The 19,909-nt window shown below is 70.2% G+C and carries 21 protein-coding genes; 13 read left to right on the forward strand and 8 right to left on the reverse strand.

Features of this window, described 5'->3' with window-relative positions:
• Nucleotides 1–39: 39 nt before the first annotated feature.
• Together rpsN and rpmB are read right to left on the reverse strand one after the other, a co-directional pair.
• Nucleotides 40–342: a 30S ribosomal protein S14 gene (rpsN, locus tag EKH77_RS17620; RefSeq protein WP_126915315.1), complete on the reverse strand. Its 303-nt coding sequence runs from the start codon at nt 340–342 to the stop codon at nt 40–42.
• Nucleotides 342–578 carry a 50S ribosomal protein L28 gene (rpmB, locus tag EKH77_RS17625; protein WP_126915316.1) on the reverse strand — a complete coding sequence of 79 codons (237 nt, stop codon included), beginning with the start codon at nt 576–578 and terminating at the stop codon, nt 342–344. The genes rpsN and rpmB overlap by 1 nt, the downstream gene beginning before the upstream one ends.
• 61 nt (nt 579–639) lie before the next feature.
• On the opposite strand from rpmB, the gene rpmG reads away from it, so the two are divergent.
• From rpmG to EKH77_RS17645, 4 genes are all read left to right on the forward strand, one after another.
• Nucleotides 640–810, forward strand: coding sequence for a 50S ribosomal protein L33 (gene rpmG, locus EKH77_RS17630; protein WP_126915317.1), 171 nt, complete (start codon nt 640–642; stop codon nt 808–810).
• A 5-nt stretch (nt 811–815) separates the two neighbouring features.
• Complete coding sequence (locus EKH77_RS17635; RefSeq protein ID WP_126915318.1) at nt 816–1,109, forward strand: type B 50S ribosomal protein L31; 294 nt, start codon at nt 816–818, stop codon at nt 1,107–1,109.
• The gene (locus EKH77_RS17640; protein WP_126915319.1) at nt 1,102–2,253 is read left to right on the forward strand and encodes a CobW family GTP-binding protein; all 1,152 of its coding nucleotides are present in this window, start codon (nt 1,102–1,104) and stop codon (nt 2,251–2,253) included. Before EKH77_RS17635 ends, EKH77_RS17640 begins: the two co-directional genes overlap by 8 nt.
• Before the next feature lie 231 nt (nt 2,254–2,484).
• Nucleotides 2,485–2,724 (forward strand): DUF397 domain-containing protein, encoded by a 240-nt coding sequence (locus EKH77_RS17645; RefSeq protein WP_126915320.1) that lies wholly within the window; start codon nt 2,485–2,487, stop codon nt 2,722–2,724.
• A gap of 9 nt (nt 2,725–2,733) precedes the next feature.
• Here the strand turns inward: EKH77_RS17645 and EKH77_RS17650 are convergent, their stop codons facing one another.
• Nucleotides 2,734–3,288, reverse strand: a complete 555-nt coding sequence (locus tag EKH77_RS17650) for an ATP-binding protein (protein WP_206279873.1) — start codon at nt 3,286–3,288, stop codon at nt 2,734–2,736.
• Between the two features lie 312 nt (nt 3,289–3,600).
• Between EKH77_RS17650 and EKH77_RS17655 the strand changes: the two genes are divergently transcribed.
• From EKH77_RS17655 to EKH77_RS17675, 5 genes are all read left to right on the forward strand, one after another.
• Entirely contained in the window at nt 3,601–4,464 is an 864-nt protein-coding gene (locus tag EKH77_RS17655) for a helix-turn-helix domain-containing protein (protein ID WP_126915321.1), read from the forward strand.
• A 155-nt stretch (nt 4,465–4,619) separates the two neighbouring features.
• Nucleotides 4,620–6,140: an aldehyde dehydrogenase family protein gene (locus EKH77_RS17660; protein WP_126915322.1), complete on the forward strand. Its 1,521-nt coding sequence runs from the start codon at nt 4,620–4,622 to the stop codon at nt 6,138–6,140.
• 94 nt (nt 6,141–6,234) lie between these two features.
• Nucleotides 6,235–6,780 carry a DinB family protein gene (locus tag EKH77_RS17665; protein ID WP_126915323.1) on the forward strand — a complete coding sequence of 182 codons (546 nt, stop codon included), beginning with the start codon at nt 6,235–6,237 and terminating at the stop codon, nt 6,778–6,780.
• A gap of 45 nt (nt 6,781–6,825) precedes the next feature.
• Entirely contained in the window at nt 6,826–7,395 is a 570-nt protein-coding gene (locus EKH77_RS17670) for a PadR family transcriptional regulator (protein ID WP_126915324.1), read from the forward strand.
• A gap of 41 nt (nt 7,396–7,436) precedes the next feature.
• Nucleotides 7,437–11,270: an HD domain-containing protein gene (locus EKH77_RS17675; protein ID WP_126915325.1), complete on the forward strand. Its 3,834-nt coding sequence runs from the start codon at nt 7,437–7,439 to the stop codon at nt 11,268–11,270.
• Here EKH77_RS17675 and EKH77_RS17680 read toward each other — a convergent pair.
• The 3 genes from EKH77_RS17680 to EKH77_RS17690 all read right to left on the reverse strand — a co-directional run bounded on the left by EKH77_RS17680 (nt 11,248) and on the right by EKH77_RS17690 (nt 13,274).
• Entirely contained in the window at nt 11,248–12,081 is an 834-nt protein-coding gene (locus EKH77_RS17680; RefSeq protein WP_126915326.1) for a hypothetical protein, read from the reverse strand. The two genes, EKH77_RS17675 and EKH77_RS17680, sit on opposite strands and share 23 nt — an antisense overlap.
• A 189-nt stretch (nt 12,082–12,270) precedes the next feature.
• Nucleotides 12,271–12,471, reverse strand: coding sequence for a DUF397 domain-containing protein (locus EKH77_RS17685; RefSeq protein ID WP_126915327.1), 201 nt, complete (start codon nt 12,469–12,471; stop codon nt 12,271–12,273).
• Nucleotides 12,468–13,274, reverse strand: a complete 807-nt coding sequence (locus tag EKH77_RS17690; RefSeq protein WP_240667394.1) for a helix-turn-helix domain-containing protein — start codon at nt 13,272–13,274, stop codon at nt 12,468–12,470. The genes EKH77_RS17685 and EKH77_RS17690 overlap by 4 nt, the downstream gene beginning before the upstream one ends.
• Nucleotides 13,275–13,470: 196 nt before the next feature.
• On the opposite strand from EKH77_RS17690, the gene EKH77_RS17695 reads away from it, so the two are divergent.
• Nucleotides 13,471–14,466: a Rieske 2Fe-2S domain-containing protein gene (locus tag EKH77_RS17695; protein WP_164737810.1), complete on the forward strand. Its 996-nt coding sequence runs from the start codon at nt 13,471–13,473 to the stop codon at nt 14,464–14,466.
• A gap of 4 nt (nt 14,467–14,470) precedes the next feature.
• Here the strand turns inward: EKH77_RS17695 and EKH77_RS17700 are convergent, their stop codons facing one another.
• Complete coding sequence (locus EKH77_RS17700; protein ID WP_240667395.1) at nt 14,471–15,100, reverse strand: Uma2 family endonuclease; 630 nt, start codon at nt 15,098–15,100, stop codon at nt 14,471–14,473.
• Nucleotides 15,101–15,268: 168 nt separating this feature from the next.
• On the opposite strand from EKH77_RS17700, the gene EKH77_RS17705 reads away from it, so the two are divergent.
• Nucleotides 15,269–16,024 carry a MerR family transcriptional regulator gene (locus EKH77_RS17705; protein ID WP_126915329.1) on the forward strand — a complete coding sequence of 252 codons (756 nt, stop codon included), beginning with the start codon at nt 15,269–15,271 and terminating at the stop codon, nt 16,022–16,024.
• Nucleotides 16,025–16,035: 11 nt separating this feature from the next.
• Here EKH77_RS17705 and EKH77_RS17710 read toward each other — a convergent pair whose 3' ends face one another.
• Complete coding sequence (locus tag EKH77_RS17710) at nt 16,036–16,401, reverse strand: YbjQ family protein (RefSeq protein ID WP_126915330.1); 366 nt, start codon at nt 16,399–16,401, stop codon at nt 16,036–16,038.
• 260 nt (nt 16,402–16,661) lie between these two features.
• Between EKH77_RS17710 and EKH77_RS17715 the strand changes: the two genes are divergently transcribed.
• The gene (locus EKH77_RS17715) at nt 16,662–17,963 is read left to right on the forward strand and encodes a DedA family protein (RefSeq protein WP_240667396.1); all 1,302 of its coding nucleotides are present in this window, start codon (nt 16,662–16,664) and stop codon (nt 17,961–17,963) included.
• 148 nt (nt 17,964–18,111) lie between these two features.
• Complete coding sequence (locus EKH77_RS17720) at nt 18,112–19,782, forward strand: threonine/serine ThrE exporter family protein (RefSeq protein WP_126915331.1); 1,671 nt, start codon at nt 18,112–18,114, stop codon at nt 19,780–19,782.
• Nucleotides 19,783–19,909: the final 127 nt, after the last annotated feature.

The raw sequence follows: 19,909 nt of genomic DNA on the forward strand, positions 1-19,909 counted from the left end.
CCCCGCAGGGGCCGCACGCCCGGCAGCCGGGCCGAGCTGTCAACTCCCCTTGCGCACCCCCGGCAAATACCCCCCGTGCGCCAACCCCCGCAGCGAAACCCGCGACACCCCGAACGCCCGTAGATATCCCCGGGGCCGCCCGTCCACCGCGTCCCGGTTCCGCACCCGCGTCGCGCTCGCGTCACGCGGCTGGCGCCCCAACTCGTGCTGCGCGGCCTGCCGCGCGTCCGCCGTCGTGTGCGGATCGCGGATGACGGCCTTCAGCAGCGCCCGCCGTGCCGCGTACCGCGCGACGACGACCTTCCGGGCCTCGTTCTTCGCGATCTTGCTCTTCTTGGCCATCAGACCTTCCCTCCCCGGGCCCGGATGCGGGCCACGGCCGCCTCGACGCCGATCGCGTCGACGGTCTTGATCCCCTTCGTGCTGAGCGTGAGCCGCACATGGCGGCCCTCGCTCGCGAGCCAGTAGCGCTTGCGCTGCACGTTGGGGTCGAAGCGGCGCGACGTGCGGCGGTGGGAGTGGGAGACGGAGTTGCCGAAGCCGGGCTTTCGCCCGGTCAGCTGGCAGTGGGCGGACATGACAGAGGACCCTCCCCATCTCGGCTAATGAAAATGGAAACCATTTCTGTATAGTAGCCCCATGCCCAAGTCCCGCAACGACCTGCGCCCCGTCATCAAGCTCCGCTCCACCGCCGGCACCGGCCACACCTACGTGACCCGCAAGAACCGCCGTAACGACCCCGAGCGCCTCGAACTCCGCAAGTACGACCCGGTCGCCCGCCGCCACGTGACCTTCCGAGAGGAGCGCTGACCGCCATGAAGCCCGGAATCCACCCGCCCTACGGCCCTGTCGTCTTCCGCGACCGCGCCGCGGGCTTCGCCTTCCTCACCCGCTCCACCGCGGCGGCCACGGCCACAGCCGGCGGCAGGACGATCGAGTGGGAGGACGGCAACACCTACCCCGTCGTCGACGTCGAGATCTCCTCCGCGAGCCACCCCTTCTACACGGGCACCGCGCGCGTCCTGGACACCGCCGGTCGCGTGGAACGCTTCGAACGCCGCTACGGCAAGCGCCCCAAGGGCCCCGCAAAGGGGCCCGGCGATGCGTGAGTTGCCCGTCGTCCTGGTAGCCGGCATCCACGCCGACGCCCGCCGCGCCGTGGTCGGCAGTCTCCTGCGCACCGTCCCCGGCTCCGTCGCGCTCCACCACGACCTGTCGACGGCGGCGGCCACGGGCACCGTCCGCCGGACCGTCCGCGACCGCTCCGGCACGCTCGACGCCGGCGATACGCCGCTCGTCAACGACTGCGCCTGCTGCGCCCTGCGCGAGGACCTGATCCCCGAGCTGGAGTGCCTCGCCGGGCTCGGCGCCCACCGCCTGGCCGTCGTCGAACTGTGGGATTCCGTCGAGCCCAAGGCCATGGCAGAGGTCGTGGCCGCGTACGGCGGCCCGGACACCCGGCTCTCCGGCGTGTTCACGGCCGTCGACCCGGCCCTCGTGCTGCCCACGCTCGCCAATGGCGACGACCTCGCCGAGGCCGGGATCGCCGCGGCCCCGACCGACCGGCGCACCGTGGGCGACACCTTCGCCCGGCAGCTGGAGTACGTCTCCGTACTGGCCCTGGCGCAGGGCGCCGAGCCGGCGGACGAGAGCGGCCACGCCCTGCTGCGCCAACTCGCCCCCGCCGCCCGCCTCATTCCGGCCGAATCCGTGGAGCTGGCCGCCGCGGCGGTCGCCGGGTTCGACGTGGAGGCGGCCGCCGCGCGTCTCCACCCGGCGTGCGCGCTGCTGCCGCAGGCCGCCGACGCGCACGGCGTGGCCACGCTCGTCTGGCGCCGCGACCGGCCGTTCCACCCGGGCCGGCTCTACGCCGCCCTGGAGGACCTGACCTGCGCGGCGGCCCGCAGCCGGGGAAGATTCTGGCTGGCGGACCGGCCCGACACGCTGCTGTCGTGGGACGCGGCGGGCGGCGCCCTGTGCGTCGAGAACGCCGGTCCCTGGCTGGCCGCGCTGCCGGACGCCGCCTGGGAGATGGTGCCCGCCGAGCGCCGTGTGGCCGCGGCCCTGGACTGGCACCCGGAGCACGGCGACCGCTCCCAGTACCTCACCTTCACCTCGCCCGGCCTCGACGGCGAAGAAGTGCGCTCACTGCTGGAGTCGTGCCTGCTCACGGACGCCGAGTACGCGGGCGGCCCGGCCGCGTGGCGCCGGCTGCCCCCGGCATTCGACGGCCTCCTCGACCCGGTTTCATGAGCCGGCGCCCAATCGTTCCCAGAATCTTGAATTCCCCTATTCCGGAGCGGGTCCGGACGGACGTCGGTCTTCCGCGAAGAAGTCGTGAAGTAGTGGCGGGAACACCCTGAGTGCACGTGCATCGGCTCATGCAGAGGCACATGAACGCGGCTATGATCCGGAGCAGTTGCCATCCTCGAATCCGTGTTCTGTGGATGAGGGTGCCCCCTGCAAATGATCCGGGAGAGTCCAGTGCCCCAGGCGTACAACGGCATGGCCGCCTCGGACATCGAAGATGTCGAATGGCGAAAGAGCCGGTACTCCAACTCCCAGGGCTCCTGCGTGGAGTTCGCCAAGCTGCCGGGTGGCGGGGTCGCCGTGCGCAACTCCCGCCACCCGGACGGTCCGGCGCTCGTGTACACACCCGCCGAGATCGAAGCCATGGTGCTGGGCATCAAGGACGGCGAATTCGACTACCTGCTGCGCGACTAACCCCGTGATCTAGTCGCGGTCGCGTGGCAGCCGGAACAGAGCCCAGACGACTTTGCCGTGCAGCGCGCCCGCCAGTGGGTGCCAGCCCCACGCGTCGCTGAACGACTCGACCAGGTACAGCCCGCGTCCGCACTCGTCCCCGGCGCCGGCCTCGCCGACGACCGGACCCGACTCGCTCGGATCGCGTACCGCGCACACGAGCCGCGACGTCCAGCGCATCAGATGCAGGCGTACGGGCGTCTCGTACTCCCCGACGCCCCCGTACTCGCCGATACCCGGGCCGACGGACACCGCTCCGGACGCCACTCCGGACACCGACGAGGCCGCCGGCATGGCATACCGCATCGAGTTGGTCACCAGCTCGCTGACGACGAGCGCCACCTCATCGAAAAGCCCGATCAGATCCCATCGATCGAGCGTGTTCCGGGTGAATTTCCGAGCACTTCCGACCGCTTCGAAGCGAGGCGGGAGCGAACAGGAGGCGGAAGTGGAGGCTGCGGATGAATCGATCGTGGGCAGCCCTCTCCATAAGGGGGAGAGCACAGTCGATCCTTCGGTACCCATCCGAGGCACTCCTGGCAGTCGAGTACGTGACGTGCACGTGTGCGAGCTCCATGGTTGCCAATGCGCCCGGCGGATGCAAGGGCAGATGCACGTGCACGCGGTGGATTTGGGGGCGCACAGGGGGGTTGGGGTGCAATTCTCCCTACGCCCCCTGCGGTAGAGCTCCTGCCCGTGGCTGGTCTGCGTAACCGCCCATGCACTCAACGAAGCCCGAAGATGGCAGACTTCGGCGCCGGGGGTAGCGGGGGTCGCCCTCAGAGAGGCGCGGAAACGACACACCGGAACAGGACCGGAAGAGGAAGGGTCCCAGAGATGGCCACGAGCGAGTCGAGCGGTTCCGTGGTGCGACGCATACTCCTGGGCTCGCAGCTCAGGCGGCTGCGCGAGTCGCGCGGCATCACGCGCGAGGCGGCCGGCTACTCGATCCGAGCGTCCGAGTCGAAGATCAGCCGTATGGAGTTGGGCCGGGTGAGCTTCAAGGCACGGGATGTGGAGGATCTGCTCACCCTCTACGGGGTCACGGACGGTTCCGAGCGCGATGCCCTGCTGGGCCTCGCCCGCGAGGCCAATGTCGCCGGATGGTGGCACAGTTACGGCGATGTGCTCCCGGGGTGGTTCCAGACGTACGTGGGGCTGGAGGGTGCCGCCTCCGACATCTCGATCTACGAGGTGCAGTTCGTCCACGGCCTGCTCCAGACCGAGGGCTACGCCCACGCCGTCGTCGTGCGCGGCCAGCCCAACGCCGACGAGGCGGAGATCGAGCGCCGGGTCTCGCTGCGCATGGAGCGCCAGAAGCTGCTGTTCTCCGAGCGCGCGCCCCGCTTCCACGCCGTCCTCGACGAGGCGGCCCTCCACCGTCCGTATGGTGGCGAAACGGTCATGCGCAACCAGCTCCAGCACCTCGCCGACATCTCCGAGCAGCCCAACGTGACGCTCCAGGTGATGCCCTTCGCCCACGGTGGACACGCGGCCGAGAGCGGCGCCTTCACGATGCTGCGCTTCCCCGAGTCGGACCTCTCCGACGTGGTCTACCTGGAGCAGCTGACCAGCGCGCTCTACCTCGACAAGGCCGAGGAGGTGGCCCAGTACGCCCGGGTCATGGACCGGCTCCACGAGGACAGCCTCTCCCCGGAGAAGACCCGCGATCTGATTGCGCGGCGTCTTCAACTCCTGTGACACATCAGTACGATGACGTCTCAGCGACACGTCATGGACGCGACACTGGCGCGCCATCGACGCGACATGGAGCGGCATGGAAGAGCGGTGCGCCAACGCGACGCACCTCGTGACGGGCGCCCCGGGCGCCCCGCATTTCGCAGACGGGATGGCGCATGTCCGACGGCACGCACGCATCGCACGGCACACACGGCACGCACGGATCGCCCAACGGCTACGGTTCCTGTTTCGACACCCTGGGCGCCCAGTACATCGACGGCGAGTGGCGGGCCGGCACGGGCTCCTGGGACATCGTCGACTTCAACCCCTACGACGGCGAGAAGCTCGCCTCGATCACGGTGGCCGGCGTCGACGAGATCGACCAGGCCTACCGCGCCGCCGAGCGCGCCCAGCCCGCCTGGGCCGCCGTCAATCCCTACCGCCGCCGCCTGGTCTTCGAACGCGCCCTGCGCGTCATCGACGACAACGAGGCCGAACTGACCGCCGCCATCACCGCCGAGTGCGGCGGCACGGCCGTCAAGGCCGCCTTCGAGCTCCACCTGGTCAGAGAGTTCTTACGGGAGGCCATCCAGCTCGCGCTGCGCGCCGAGGGCCGCATCCTGCCCGCCCCGGACGACACCCGCGAGAACCGCCTCTACCGCGTCCCGGTCGGGGTCGTCGGGGTGATCAGCCCGTTCAACTTCCCCTTCCTCCTCTCGATCAAGTCCGTCGCCCCGGCCCTGGCCCTCGGCAACGCCGTCGTGCTCAAGCCCCACCAGAACACGCCGATATGCGGCGGCGGCCTGGTCGCCAAGCTCTTCGAGGACGCGGGCCTGCCCGGTGGCGTCCTCAACGTCGTCGTCACCGACATAGCGGAGATCGGCGACGCGCTCATCGAGCACCCCGTGCCCAAGGTGATCTCCTTCACCGGCTCCGACAAGGTCGGCCGCCACGTCGCCACCGTCGCCGCCGCGCACTTCAAGCGGACCATCCTGGAGCTCGGCGGCAACAGCGCCCTGATCGTCCTCGACGACGCGGACGTCGACTACGCCGTGGACGCCGCTGTTTTCAGTCGTTTCATCCACCAGGGGCAGGTCTGCATGGCCGCCAACCGTGTGCTGGTGGACCGGTCCGTCGAGCGGGAATTCACCGAGAAGTTCGTCGCCAAGGTGCGGACGCTGAAGGTAGGCGACCCCGGCGACCCGGCTACGCACATCGGCCCCCTCATCAACTCCGGCCAGGCGGAGGCCATCACCAGCCTGGTGGACCAGACGGTCGCGGACGGCGCCACCGCCCTCGTCCACGGCCGGACGGACGGCACCCTGGTCGGCCCCTCCGTCCTCACGGGGCTGCCGGAGGACTCCCCGATCCTGGCCCAGGAGATCTTCGGCCCCGTCGCCCTGATCATCCCCTTCGACGGCGAGGAGGAGGCTGTCCGGCTCGCCAACGCGACCCCGTACGGGCTGAGCGGCGCCGTCCACACCGGCGACGTCGAACGCGGCGTCCGGATCGCCCGGCGGATCGAGACCGGCATGATCCACGTCAACGACGCGACCGTGCACGACGAGGCGATCGTGCCGTTCGGCGGCGAGAAGCACTCGGGCGTGGGGCGGCTGAACGGCGACTCGATGGTGGAGGCGTTCACGACGACGAAGTGGATCTCGATCCAGCACGGACGGAGCGAATTCCCCTTCTAGGACGGCAGCTGACCTACTTGGCTCCTACTGTGCCTGTGTCGCAAGAAACCGAAGAGAAGCCGACGAGACACAGGCGAGAAACACAGGGGGACTCATGCCCATTCATGTCGTCGAGAAGGACGTCACCGACGAGCGCGGCACGCTGCTGGCCTTCCTCGCGGCCCAGCGCGGCGGCGTCCGCCGCGCGCTCCTGGGCCTGACGGCCGAGCAGGCGGCGTCCGTGCCGAGCGCCAGCGAGATGTCGCTGCACGGGCTCCTCAAGCACGTGATCCAGGCCGAGACCGGCTGGATCGAGTGGGCGAAGGGCAACGCGCCCAAGTCCTTCGAGGAGACGACGGAGCGCTGGCAGCAGGGCTGGCGCCCGACCGAGGAGGAGACCGTCGAGGCCCTCCTCGCCCGCTGGGACGAGGCCGCGGCGGCGACCGAGCGATTCATCCGCTCGGTGGACCTGGAGAGCACCTTCGAGCTGCCGCCGGCCCCGTGGTTCCCGAAGGAGTCCAGCCTGTCCATGCGCTGGCTCCTGCTCCACCTCATCGAGGAGATCGCACGTCACGCGGGCCACGCCGACATCATCCGCGAGACGATCGACGGGAAGACCGCCTTCGAGCTGGTGGCCCAGGAGGAGGGCGAGGACGCCTAGGCTGGCTCGCGGCGGGGGCCGATCGAAGAGGAGACCGGAGCGAAGATGTCGGCCATCCGGCTGCTGGTCCTGGGCGCCGTCCGGCAGCACGGCCGCGCCCACGGCTACCAGGTCCGCGGCGACCTGGAGATGTGGGGCGCCCAGGAATGGTCGAGCGCCCAGCCGGGCTCGATCTACCACGCGCTCAAGGCCATGGCCAAGCAGGGCCTGCTCGTCGCCCACGACACCGCCCCCAGCGAGGCGGGCGGCCCCCCGCGCACGGAGTACGAACTGACGGAGGCGGGCGAGGCGGAGTACTTCACCCTGCTCCGCGCGTCCCTCGTCGCCCACGACCAGAAGACCGACGTCCTCACGGCGGGCGTCGGCTTCCTCGTCGACCTCCCGCGCGCCGAGGCCGTCGCCCTCCTCCGGCAGCGCGTCGCCGCGCTGGAGGAATGGCGCGCCGACATCGACCGCCGCTGGACCCCGGCCGAGGGCGAGGACTGGGGCCACATCGCCGAGATCGGCACCCTCTGGCGCGCCCTCGCCGAGGCCCGCGAAACCTGGGCCCGCGGCCTGATCGCCCGCCTGGAAGCGGGCGCGTACGTGATGGCGGGGGAGGGCGGGCCCTCCTGACTCTACGCTGGTTCCCCACTGTTGTGGGGAGGGTGGAGCGCGTGCAACGGGACGGTACGAACAACGAGTTCAACAACTCGAACGCCAAATTCGTCTTCATGGGCCGGGAGATCACCGTCCAAGGTGTGCCCTGCCCGTCCGCCCCCGCCCCCTCCGCCGACGGCTGGGTGGACCTCGCCGTCCGTTCGACGGCGTGGCGTCACGTACCGGCCGACCGCGACGCGTCCTTCTTCCGTGAGCGCGTCGCCGAGACCGTCGCGGCCCTGGCCCGCCTCCGGGACGAGGCGGAGGGCGAGCTCGCCGACGACCCCTGGCGGGACGACGCCGTCGTGCCGCGCTTCGCGGAGAGCGTGGAGTGGCTGCTGGGAGAGCCGGGACCGGAGTGCCGGCTCGACCTCTACCCGGCGGAGGCGGCTCTGCTGGTCCTGATGCCGTTCGTGTACCGCGTGCAGACCCTGCGCTTGGCGGCTTCCTTACGGGCACGGGTCGCCCCGAAGCGCCTGGACAGGCATCCCGGGCCGGGCCCCGAGCGCGCGTCGTTCGAGGTGTTCGCCGAGGGGCACGACCTGCTCGTCAAACGCGCCCTCCAGCACCCCGAGGCAGCGGAACCCATCGGCTGGTGGCTGTTCCACCGATGGCTGGCGCTGCGGGAAGAGTTCTCGGACGCGGCGACGGTCCGGACGCTATGGGAGGCGGTCGGCGCCCCGGCCGACGCGCTGGGGGAGACCGTGGACCCACGCAGGATCTGCCGCCTCCTCCACGGCCTCCGCCGCGGCCCCGACGTCTGCAACCGCGAATACCTCGACGAACTCCCCGCCGACGACGCCGCCGGAGTACGAGGCGGCGGCCCCCAGCGCATCCGCGACCAGCGGCTCGCCCTCCTCCTCGCCCTCGCCCACGGCGCGAGCCGTGAGATCACCGCCCTGCCGCAGATCGTCGTGGAGCACCTGGGCATTCCCCATCCCGTGGACCTCGTCCAGTTGCGCCGCACGCTGGAAAGATCCCGCTGGGGCGGCTCCCACGACCTCCCGGTCCTCCACGCCGAATGCCACCACGAGGCCGTCATCGAGGGCCTCCGCGCCTACACGGACCGCACGGACACCCTCCTGGCCGCCGTCCGCCGCACCGCCCGCGAACGCGTCACCCAGCCCGTGCCCGCCCTCCCGGCCCGCCTGTCGGCGGACGGCGTGACCCCGGCGGAGGACGTCTTCACCGGCTGGGCCAGCTTCCGCCTCGACGAACGCCGCGTCCGCGACCTCCTCATGGGCGTCCAGCTCTACCGCGACCGCGACCTCGCCATCCGCGAGCTCTACCAGAACGCCCTGGACGCCTGCCGCTACCGCCGCGCCCGCACGGAATACCTGGACCGGACGCGGGACGCCACGTACACGTACGACGGCCGGATCGACTTCGAGCAGGGGACGGACGACGACGGCCGCGAGTACGTCGAGTGCCGCGACAACGGCGTCGGCATGGGCGAATCGGAACTGCGCGGGGTCTTCTCCCAGGCGGGCTCGCGCTTCGTGGATCAGCTCGACTTCAAGCTGGAACGGGCGGGCTGGGCGGAGGCCGTTCCACCGGTCGAGCTGTTCCCCAACAGCCGTTTCGGCATCGGGGTGCTGAGCTATTTCATGCTCGCCGACGAGATCCGGGTGACGACGTGCCGGATGGACGCGTGGGGGCGGCTGGGGCCGCTGCTCCGGGTGTCCATTTACGGGCCGGGGCACCTCTTCCGCATCGAGCGGCTCGCCGAGCGGGGGGAGGAAGCAGGCACCCAGGTCCGGCTCTGTCTGAGGGACGCGGACGAAAGAGGGGCCCGGTGGTCATGTCTCGCGGTCCTCGAAAGGGTCCTGGGAATCGCCGAGTTCTCCACCGAGGTCCGGCATGGCGAGCACGGCAGGACGTGGGAGGCCCGTCGGCTCTCGGCGAGAAAGGCACCGGACCGGGAGCGGTTCGGGCTCGACGCCCACGGCACGCTGGTCGAGTGGGCCGAGGCCCCGGACGGCGTGCAGGTGATCTGGTGCGAGCGCGGGGGCGGGCTGCTCGTGGACGGGCTGGTCGTCCAGCCCGAGGCCCGGCAGGGCGTGCTGACCGCGCGCGCCCACTCGGGGCTGGAGGGGGTGGTGGTGAACCTCTCCGGCGGGCACGCCCCCGGGCGGCTCTCGGTCGACCGGTCCCGGATTCTGGACGATGTGTCGGGGGGCCTGCGCGACCTCCTGGTACCGGCCCTCAAGAGCCTGCTCGCGAGTGATGAGGAGCTGCCCCACTACGAGTGGATCTGCCGTCTCGTCGAATCCAGCGTGTGCCTGGCGGAGCTGATCACAAAAGCGGCGATCGACGCGGGACGGGTGCTGGAATACGAGGGCCACCGGATCGACATGGCCACGACCGGGTGTCTCCCCGCCGACATGAGGGTTCTCCCCGCGAAGACCTTCGGGGCGGACGACCGGCGCGACACGTTGCGGGACCTCCCGTGGATGAAGATCCTCGGAGAGCCGCTCGATCACATCCTGCTCTGGCGCGTCATCGCCCACGGGCCCAATGCCGCCCTGACGGCTCTGGCAGAGGTGTGCCCGGAGATCCAGGACGTACGGGTACGCCCGGCCCTGCCCTCCGACGACTTGTTGCTTTCGAGGAGCGATGAGGGCCGCTACCGGCACTGGAACATCCGCGATGTGGGATACGTCAGGGTCCTTGGTCTATGCGCCAACATGGCGGACGAGCTCGGCATCTCCTGGCAGTCGGCGGCCCGGCGCGCCGAAGAGCTGGGAATACGCACCGAGGACCGGCCCGTGTCCGTGGGGAAGCTGCGGAGCGTGGCACGGTTCATGGGAGTGGGAGCCGGAGAAGCGGCCGTGCGCTTGAGAGACTTGGGTGTTCCGGTCCGGGATGCGGTGGTGACCCTCGCGGTAGCGGACGAGCACGACCCGTTGCTCCTCAAGGACCCCGAGGGCTTCGGCCAAGCCGGCTGGCTGGACCCCGATGAGACCGTTCCCCCCGGCCATGTCGCCAAGGCGAGTCGGGTGCTGGACATCCCGGTCCCCGAAGTGTGCGCCAGGCTCGCCGCGTACGGTCTGCGCTATGACGTGACCGGTTTGCCCGATCGGCCCGACGCCAGAACCGTCGTCCTGCTGAGCGCTAACGCCGACGGGAAGTGGCCATGGCTCTCGCATGAAAAATCGATCCCCGCCGGGCAGGTGCTCATCAATTCCGAAAAGCTCGGGATTCCTCCGGGGCTATTGCTGGCGGAGCTCACGTATCTGGGCTTCACCACCCCATCGGTGTTCCCGGCCGACGCGCACCCCGATGACGCCCGACTGCTGTGGAGCCTCGGCGGCTATCTACAACCGGGCAAAGGGATCTTGTACCGGCACCTCTTCCATGACGCCGGCCGTGCACCCCAGGAGGTAATCGACCGCCTCCGGGCCTATGGCATCGACGTTCCGCTGAAGCTTCCTTCCGCGCCGACACGGCTGGACAAGGAACTGTTCACCGACGAACCCCTGTGGTGGGGTCTGAATACCGCGCAGGCCCTGCCCTACGCCCATGTCGTAAAGGCGGCGGACATGCTGCGGACGGAGCCGAGCGAGGTGGCGTGGTACCTCCGTGGCTATGGAGTCCTCCTCGCGCGGGACGACCTGCCGGAGGGGCTGACCTTCGACGAGGCGCTGACACTGATCAAAAAGGGCGACCCCGGCAAGGACTTGCGGTTCGATGTCATGGAGAACTTCTCCTTGGGGGATCTTCTTCGTACCTCGCTCCGTGTCGGCCGGCCATTGAGCCAGGCGGCCACGTGGCTTGGGGAACTGGGCCTCTGGAGCGGTTCTGTGGCGGACGCCGTGCGCAAGGCGCTCAGCCGCGTTCCGCGTGCCTGAGCCCGGCCCGCACGCGGTCGGCGTGGGCCCGTACGGCCGCCGCCCGCTCCTGCGGGCCCGGCCCCGCGCCCGGATGGACGTCCACGCCCCGGCAGACGCGGCAGAGCCCGCCGGAGAGGGCTTCCGGGCGGCCGGGTGTGCGACAGGAGGTGCACTCCATGATGCGGCGACCCAAAGGCGCTGCCGGTAGGGGTGGTTCCGGCGGCATCTTCTCCCTGAGCCGCCTTCGGGTGAAAGCGGCGGGGGAGTGGACGGAGGACGGGAGCCCGGCGGTGAGGGTGGCGATGAGCTGGGCGGGTGGGATGCCGCGTGCCAGCCATTCCGCCGCGAGGGGTTCGAGGTCGGCGCACTCTCTCGCCGAGAGGGCGAGGCGGGGGTCGGTGAGGCCGAGGGTGGCGAGGGCGTCGTAGGCGGCGGAGCGCTGCGGTGTCGCGTCGGGCTGCGGCTCGTCGCCCTCGTTCAGCCAGCGCTCCCACCACGCGTCGCTGCGCGCCGTTCGAGAAAAGAACGTGCGGAAGACCCACTGCGTGGTGCCGTCACCGGCGGGTTCCCGGATGCGGCGCAGGTGGCCCGCCTCGGAGAGGTTGTTGAGGGCGGTCCGGACGGCCTGCTGCCCGTAGGGCAGCTCCTTGGCCAGCGTCTTCGCGTCCATCGCGGCGCCGTCGGGCAGCCGGTCGATGTGGGAGGCGATGTACGCCTCGCGGGCGGGGAGGTGGGCGAACGTGTGGGGGTCGCGGGGGGCCTGGCCGGGGGCGGAGCGTTTTCCGTAGCCGGGGGAGGCCATGGGGGGACTAATGTTGGCGTCAGCCATGAGATCGATCCTTAAGGTGTGTGGCGATCTTGATGGTCAGACCCCCGTTCGGTGTTGGAGCACCGGCGGGGGTCGCTTGTTGCTGCGCACGCTACAGGGCGAGCGCGCAGCGTCGCGACTCGCTTGCGGAAAGTCACTCGGGTGTGCAAGGGGTGGGGAGGGAGGGCGGGTTGAACCCACCTCCCATTCCTAAGAGAAGGCGCTCGAATCCCGAGTCCCGAAGCTCGGGTGCTGCAGGAACGTTCCCCAGGAGGCCCTGGGGACGGCTATTCGGGGGCTGTCGTCGGACCCGAGCTTCGAGTCCCGGACGTGGACGGCGTGGGGGGAGGTGGCGACCTCCACGCACTCGCCCCCCAGGGAGCCGCTGAAGCTCGACTTGAACCATTTCATTGCGCGTCTGCCAATTCCTTGATGAATTCGATCGATTCGTTCGGGCTCATGGCCAGCTGAGTGAGGCGTGCCATCCTCTGCGCCGCCTTACTGACCGTCTCCGGTTGGCAGGACAAGGCGGCGATCAGTTGCCCTTCTTCGTAGGCGAACTGCTTGTGTTCCGGGGTTTCGAGCAGGACGAACGCCCCCTCGTTTCCTTCGGATACGCCGCCGAACCGGAGCGCCTGGATCGTCACGTTGCGGCGTTCGCCCATGGTCAGCAGGTGATGCAACTGCCGCCGGTGCTGGTCCCCGCCTGCGATCGGGAATCGGAGGGCGGGTTCACCGATCACGTAGTTGAACACTCGTGTTCGGTCGCCCAGGACAGCCTGGCGCTTCATGCGGTTCGCGACGCGTCCCTCCATAGTCTCGTCGTCGAGCGGTGGCCAGTGGCCGCTGATCTGCGTTCGTGCGTACTCCTCCGTCTGAAGCAGCCCGGGGATGCGCATGGGCTGGTACGAGCTGATGGCGATCGCCTCCTCCTCGTACTGCATGTAGTCCTGGGTCCGGACTGGAATCGGCTCCGGCTCCAGATACTTCTCCGCCGCCCGCAGCAGCCCCTTCGCCCCACAGAGCTGATCGGCGATGCGCAGCAGATGCACCGCCGGCCGTCGCCGTCCCTGCTCCACCGAAGCGATCGTTTCGCAGCCGTATCCGGCCTCCTTGGCCAGCGTCTCGCGGCTGACTCCGGCGAGGTTCCGCCAGAGCTTGATCTGCTCGCCGCAGTACTGCCACGCCATGGGCCGTGGGCGCGTGTACGTCATCGGATGAGTCCTCTCGTACTTACTCCCGTCGCTACCGCATACGACGATCCCAAGCCAGCGTGGTTTCGGCCTCGCGATCAGAAAACTTACGCACCATGTCCCTCCAGGGCCCCGATAACGGCCGTACGCCTCGACATCCCACTGAAATACACAAAAGTCCTGTTTGAGCCACCTTGACGGGCGGCAGCATGGTGATGTGGAGGGGAACCCGAACGTGCCCGCCCCGCTGCCCTATCCACGGGGCTGGTTCTGTCTGAGCTCGACCCGTGAGCTGAAGGCCGGCGCGGTCGCCACTCGGCGGCTGGCGGGCGAGGACGTCGTCCTCTACCGCACCCGTGGCGGGCGGGTACGGGCGATCCGTCCGCACTGCCCGCATCTCGGGGCCCACTTGGGCCATGGCGGCACGGTGGACGGTGAATACCTCGTCTGTCCCTTTCACCGCTTCGCCTACGGCGTGGACGGCACCTGTCGGCGCTCGCCGTACGGCCCGCATCCACCGGAGCTCTCCCTGACGTTGCTGCCGGTGTGCGAGGTCAACGGCATGATCTGCGTCTGGTACGACGAGACGGGGGCGCCGCCCGACTGGCAGCTGCCGGAGCTGCCGAAACCGGGCTTCAGCACGCCGGTGCAACGCACCCTGCAGGCGGACACCCACCCGCAGGAAGTGGCGGAAAACATCTCCGACTACGGCCACATGGGCCCGATCCACGGCTTCGTGGACACGAAGGAGCTCGTCACCGCGAGGACGGACGGCCCGGTCCGTACGGCGAAGGTGCGGGCGCGGCGCAGCCTTCCGCTGGTCGGCATAGTGCCGGTGGACTACGCGGTACGGCAGTTCGGGCTGGGGCTGGTGCTGGCCGAGGCGGAGATCCCGGCGCTCGGGGTGTCGATGCGGATGTGGGTGAACCCCACGCCGACGGGGCCGTGGCGGACGCAGTTCCGCGTCTTCGTCGGGTGCGCGATCACGGTCCCCTGGGCCGTCCCGGACCGCTTCCGCGACCCACCTCTCGCCGTGGCCTCCCACCTCCTGGCCCGCTTCGGCCTCACCTGGCTCACCCACGACGTCCGCAAGGACATCACCATCTGGCACAACAAGCGCTATCTCCCCCACCCCCGCCTGCAACGCGGCGATGGTCCCATCGGAGAACTCCGCCACTGGGCAAGGCAGTTCTATGCGACGGCGGAGCGGTGAATGGTCAGTCCGCGACCAGCTCACGGAGGTCGATATCCACCGGGAAGGGGACGGTCGTCACCAGCTTCCCGCTGTGGAAGGACCGGTCGGGGCTCGGGGCGTAGATGCCCGACTCGGGGTGCAGCCAGAACTCGTGCACCACCGGAAGGTTTTCCTCGTCCCGCTCGACGCGCCAGAAGTAGTTGATGCCGCTGGCGGCGTACATGCCCGGCTTCCGGAAGCGATCGTCCGTTCGCGAGCCCTTGGAGACGACCTCCACGGCAAGGACGACCCGCTCCACGGGGACGCATTCCATGGTGTTGCGGTCGATGTCGCGTGCGTCAAAGACGATGACGTCGGGCTTCGTGGGGTTCGCCTCGTCGATCAGGACGCAGCGTTCCGAGTTGACCCGGTACGGGCTACGCCTGGCCAGGTGAAGGGCGATCATGAGCCTGTCGCGTACATCGTCGTGCCACTGATTGGTCATCCCCCGGACCACGATCGCCCCATCCACCAGTTCCCAGTCGTATGGCAGGACCAGTTCCTTCACCTGGTCGTACGTCCAGCCGTCCGGCGGCGGGTACATCCAGTTGTCCGGGGTGGCCTTCTCCCACTTCGGGCGGTCTACTGCTTCGGCGGCCATTACTGCTCCCATGGACCAGATGGTGGGCGGGATCGTGGATACGTATCCCGTATCCGACGGTAGCGCCATCCGTCCGGGTGAGGACGGACCGTTTCTCCGACTCGCGGTGCCCCGCGACTTGCACCTCACGCCGCGTGAGCCCCCACCGTGGAGCGTGCAAGGAACGAAAGGAGCGGAGCCATGAGCTACTCCGTAGGACAGGTCGCCGCCCTCGCCGGGGTGACCGTGCGGACGCTGCATCACTACGACGAGATCGGCCTCCTCCCGTCCGGCCGCAGCCACGCGGGGCACCGGGAGTACGAGGACGCGGATCTCGACCGGCTGCAGCAGATCCTGTTCTACCGGGAGCTCGGGTTTCCGCTCGAGGAGGTGGCGGCGCTGCTGGACGATCCGGACGCCGATCCGGCCGAGCACCTGCGGCGGCAGCACGAGCTGCTGACCGGCCGGATCGACCGGCTGCAGCGCATGGCCGCCGCCGTGGAGCACGCCATGGAGGCGCGAAAGATGGGTATCAAGCTCACCCCCGAGGAGAAGTTCGAGGTCTTCGGCGACTTCGACCCCGACACACACGCGGCCGAGGCCGAACGCCGCTGGGGCGGCACCGACCCGTACAAGGAGTCGCAGCGCCGGGCCGCCGCGTACACGAAGGAGGACTGGCTGCGGATCAAGGCCGCCGCCGACGGGCTGAACGCGCGCGTCGCCGCGCTCATGGAGAGCGGCGCGGCGCCGGAGTCGGAGGAGGCGATGGATCTCGCGGAGGAGCACCGGAGGCAGATCGGCGAGTCCTTCTACGACTGCTCGTACGAGATCCACGCCGGGCTCGCCGAGATGTACGTCGCGGACGAGCGGTTCGCCGCGACGTACGAGTCGATCAGGCCCGGCATGGCCGCCTTTCTGCGGGACGCGATCCTCGCGAACGCGATCCGTAAGAGCTGACCGGGCGCGGTCTACGCCTGCGGGGAGATCACCACGGCCGTGCCGTAGGCGCAGACCTCGGTGCCGACGTCGGCGGCCTCCGTCACATCGAAGCGGAACATGAGCACCGCGTTGGCGCCGCGGGCGCGGGCCTGCTCGATCAGTCGCTCCATGGCCTGGTTGCGGGTCTCGACCAGGGTCTTGGTCAGGCCCTTGAGCTCGCCGCCGACGAGGGACTTCAGGCCCGCGCCGATCTGGCTGCCGATGTGCCGGGAGCGCACGGTGAGGCCGAAGACCTCGCCGATGACGCGGTCGACCCGGTAGCCGGGCACGTCGTTGGTGGTGACCACCAGGACGTCCTGGGACTGCTGGCCGCCGCCGTACTCGTCGATGCCCATGCATCCACCTCCGTATGTGTGTGCAGTTTTGCCGTTCGCCGTTCGGGACGCACGCCGGGGCGGCCGGGTTGCGCCGTTCGGGTGTACACGGAACATAACGGCACGTGAGCGGGCGTGCGCGCCCCGGGACGGGCGCCGGGGGCCGTCTGGAACCGGGGTCGTCGCGGGCACGTTGGTAACCTCGGGCGGCACACCGCCTCCCCCGCCTGTGCCCGGGCCTCGCAACGAGCCTGCGCCCTCCACCCAGGAGACCGTCACCCGTGACCCCCACCACTCTCGCGCTCGGCCCCCAGTGGCTGGACTCGGACTACCTGATCGGCCAATTCGGCCTGTGGGGCGTCCTGGCCATCGTCTTCGCCGAGTCGGGCCTGCTCATCGGCTTCTTCCTGCCGGGCGACTCGCTGCTGTTCACGACCGGTCTGCTGGTCACGACGAACGCGCTGAAGTATCCGCTGTGGGTGGTGTGCGCCCTGGTGATCCTCGCGGCGATCCTCGGCGACCAGGCCGGCTATCTCTTCGGCCGCAAGGTCGGCCCCGCGCTCTTCAAGCGGCCGGACTCGAAGCTCTTCAAGCAGGAGAACATCGAGAAGGCCCATGAATTCTTCGAGAAGCACGGGCCGAAGTCGCTGGTCCTGGCCCGCTTCGTGCCGGTGATCCGGACGTTCACGCCGATCATCGCCGGCGTGAGCCGGATGAACTACCGCTCGTTCCTCATCTTCAACGTCATCGGCGGCGCCCTGTGGGGCGGCGGGGTGACGCTCCTGGGTGCGGCGCTCGGCAAGATCGAGTTCGTTCACAAGAACATCGAGCTGATGCTGGTCGCGATCGTGCTGGTCTCGGTCGTGCCGATCGCCATCGAGTTCCTGCGGGCGCGGTCCAAGTCGAAGAAGGCGGCCGCCGCCGCGGCGGAGGAGGCCTCGTCCGTTCCGCCCGCTCCGGCCACGCCGTCGGACGACGGGTTCGACTGGGGCGGGTTCGGCCTGGGCGAGGACGGCCCCAGGCACGGGCAGGGGCAGGGGCAGGGGCACGGTCACGGTGGCCAGGCTCAGGGCGGCCACGGCGACGGGTACGGGAACCAGGGCGGTCAGGGCGGTCAGGGCGGCCAGGGCGGCGGCTATGGCAACCAGGGTGGCTATGGCGGCCAGGGCGGCTACGGCGGGCAGGGTGGCTACGCCGCGGCCGGTGGTTACGGGGGCCAGGGCGGGTACGCCGACCAGGGTGGGTACGCCGGGCAGGGCGGTGGCTATGGCGGCCAGCAGGCCGGCCAGGGCGGCTACGGCGGTGGTTACGGTTCCGGCGGCTACGGCCAGCCCCAGCCCCAGGCGTACCCGCAGGTCCAGGCGTACCCCCAGCAGTCCCAGCCCTACCCCCAAGGTCAGGGCCAGCCCCAGCCTCAGCCCCAGCAGTACCCCCACCCCCAGGACGGCTACGGCAACAACGCCTACGGCCAGGGCGGCTACGGCTACGGCTACAACAACGGCGGCAATGGCGGCGGCTACGACAACGGCGGCTACGACGACGGCCAGGAGCGCCCCCACCACCCCCAGCACCCTCAGCGCTGACGCGGAACGCGGCACCTTCCCGCCGTTAACGGCACATTAGGGAACCGCCAGGGAGCCCGCCGCTCCGTTTTTCCCGCCCCCGGTGCGCGGGCCCTTCTCCCTGCGTGCATCCTGGCCGTAACCGGAGGGACGCACCGAGGAGTACGTGGTGGTGGAACGCCAGCGGGGAAGCGGTACGGCGAGCCAGGACGGTGACCCCGACCGGGGCACCGAGGACCGCAAACCGCAGTCCGACGAAGCGCACAGCGCCTTCACCCCGCCCCTGGGCGTGCCCCTGCCGCCCCCGCCGCCCGAGGACGACCACCCCACGTCGGAATTCGCCCTCCCCAAGGGCGTCGTCAAGGGCGGGACGAAGGGGGTGGCGAAGGGCGGCGAGGGCGCTGCCGCGCCGTACGCCGCCTACACCCCGCCGTACGGGATACCCAAGGTCAGCCTCACCAAGGAGGCGCCCTGGCAGGACCGGATGCGCACGATGCTGCGGATGCCGGTCCTGGAGCGGCCGGTGCCCGAGCGGCCGGAGAAGCACGCGGAGGAGCCCGGTCCGCCGGTGCCGCGCATCCTGGACCTGACGCTGCGCATCGGCGAGCTGCTGCTCGCGGGCGGCGAGGGCGCCGAGGACGTGGAAGCGGCGATGTTCGGCGTCGCGCACGCGTACGGGCTGGCGCGCTGCGAGCCGACCGTCACGTTCACGCTGCTGACCGTCAGCTACCAGCCCTCGCTCGTCGACGACCCGGTCACCGCCAACCGGACGGTGCGCCGGCGCGGCACGGACTACAACCGGCTGGCGGCGGTCTTCCGGCTCGTCCACGACGTCACCACGCAGGGGCTGACCCTGGAGGAGGCGTACGGGCGCCTCGCCGAGATACGCCGCAACCGTCACCCGTACCCGAGCTGGGCGCTCACCCTCGCCTCCGGGCTGCTGGCCGGCGCGGCGAGCCTGCTCGTGGGCGGTGGGCTCGTGGTGTTCCTGGCGGCGGCGGCCGGGGCGATGCTCGGCGACCGGCTGGCGTGGCTGGCGTCGGGGCGGGGGCTGCCGGAGTTCTACCAGTTCGTGGCGGCGGCGATGCCGCCCGCGGCGATGGGCGTGGCGCTGAGCGCCACCGGTACGCCCGTCCAGGCGTCGGCGGTGATCACGGGTGGGCTGTTCGCGCTGATCCCGGGACGGGCGCTGGTCGCGGGCGTCCAGGACGGGCTCACGGGCTTCTACATCACCGCGGCGGCGCGGCTGCTGGAGGTCGGCTACCTCATCGCGGGCATCGTCTGCGGCGTGCTGGTCGTGCTGTACGGGGGTGTGCACGTCGGCGGGAAGACGCTCAACCCGGAGGCGGCGCTGGTCCACCGGGAGCGGCCGGTCATCCAGATCGTGGCGGCGATGCTGCTGGTGTTCGCGTTCGCGCTGCTGCTTCAGCAGGAACGTCACACCGTGCTGCTGGTGACGCTGAACGGCGGGGTCGCGTGGGTCGTCTACGGGGCGCTCGCGGACACGGCGGGGCTGGACCCGGTGCCCGCCACGGCGATCGCGGCCGGCCTCGTCGGCCTCTTCGGCCAGCTGCTGTCGCGCTACCGCCACACGTCGGCGCTGCCGTACGTGACGGCGGCGATCGGCCCGCTGCTGCCGGGTAGCGCCACGTACTTCGCGCTGCTGAACTTCGCGAAGAACGAGCTGAACACGGGGATCTCGGCGATCACGAAGGCGGCGGCGCTGGCGCTGGCCATCGCGATCGGGGTGAATCTGGGGAGCGAGATGTCCCGGATGTTCCTGAAGGTCCCGGGCGAGGGAGCGACGCGCCGGGCGGCGAAGCGCACGCGCGGCTTCTGAGCGGTGCCGCGCCCCGAAGGGGCGCGGGGAACTGCGCGACCGGCCACGGACGGCCCGCAGCCGCATGACCTCGCTTCGGCACCCCTGGGTACGCCAAAACCGCCGCGGCGGCGTTCTGCCACCACGG

The sequence above is a fragment of the Streptomyces luteoverticillatus genome (genome assembly GCF_003970715.1).
GTDB lineage: Bacteria > Actinomycetota > Actinomycetes > Streptomycetales > Streptomycetaceae > Streptomyces > Streptomyces abikoensis.

Excerpts from the sequence above, each read along its gene's own strand:
- rpmG (WP_126915317.1), top strand. The coding sequence starts at position 640 with ATGCCCAAGTCCCGCAACGACCTGCGCCCCGTCATCAAGCTCCGCTCC.
- EKH77_RS17710 (WP_126915330.1), bottom strand. The coding sequence starts at position 16,401 with ATGGGCATCGACGAGTACGGCGGCGGCCAGCAGTCCCAGGACGTCCTG.
- EKH77_RS17660 (WP_126915322.1), top strand. The coding sequence starts at position 4,620 with ATGTCCGACGGCACGCACGCATCGCACGGCACACACGGCACGCACGGA.
- EKH77_RS17670 (WP_126915324.1), top strand. The coding sequence starts at position 6,826 with ATGTCGGCCATCCGGCTGCTGGTCCTGGGCGCCGTCCGGCAGCACGGC.
- EKH77_RS17655 (WP_126915321.1), top strand. The coding sequence starts at position 3,601 with ATGGCCACGAGCGAGTCGAGCGGTTCCGTGGTGCGACGCATACTCCTG.
- EKH77_RS17635 (WP_126915318.1), top strand. The coding sequence starts at position 816 with ATGAAGCCCGGAATCCACCCGCCCTACGGCCCTGTCGTCTTCCGCGAC.
- EKH77_RS17705 (WP_126915329.1), top strand. The coding sequence starts at position 15,269 with ATGAGCTACTCCGTAGGACAGGTCGCCGCCCTCGCCGGGGTGACCGTG.
- rpmB (WP_126915316.1), bottom strand. The coding sequence starts at position 578 with ATGTCCGCCCACTGCCAGCTGACCGGGCGAAAGCCCGGCTTCGGCAAC.
- EKH77_RS17665 (WP_126915323.1), top strand. The coding sequence starts at position 6,235 with ATGCCCATTCATGTCGTCGAGAAGGACGTCACCGACGAGCGCGGCACG.
- rpsN (WP_126915315.1), bottom strand. The coding sequence starts at position 342 with ATGGCCAAGAAGAGCAAGATCGCGAAGAACGAGGCCCGGAAGGTCGTC.
- EKH77_RS17680 (WP_126915326.1), bottom strand. The coding sequence starts at position 12,081 with ATGGCTGACGCCAACATTAGTCCCCCCATGGCCTCCCCCGGCTACGGA.
- EKH77_RS17650 (WP_206279873.1), bottom strand. The coding sequence starts at position 3,288 with ATGGGTACCGAAGGATCGACTGTGCTCTCCCCCTTATGGAGAGGGCTG.
- EKH77_RS17640 (WP_126915319.1), top strand. The coding sequence starts at position 1,102 with ATGCGTGAGTTGCCCGTCGTCCTGGTAGCCGGCATCCACGCCGACGCC.
- EKH77_RS17700 (WP_240667395.1), bottom strand. The coding sequence starts at position 15,100 with ATGGGAGCAGTAATGGCCGCCGAAGCAGTAGACCGCCCGAAGTGGGAG.
- EKH77_RS17690 (WP_240667394.1), bottom strand. The coding sequence starts at position 13,274 with ATGACGTACACGCGCCCACGGCCCATGGCGTGGCAGTACTGCGGCGAG.
- EKH77_RS17685 (WP_126915327.1), bottom strand. The coding sequence starts at position 12,471 with ATGAAATGGTTCAAGTCGAGCTTCAGCGGCTCCCTGGGGGGCGAGTGC.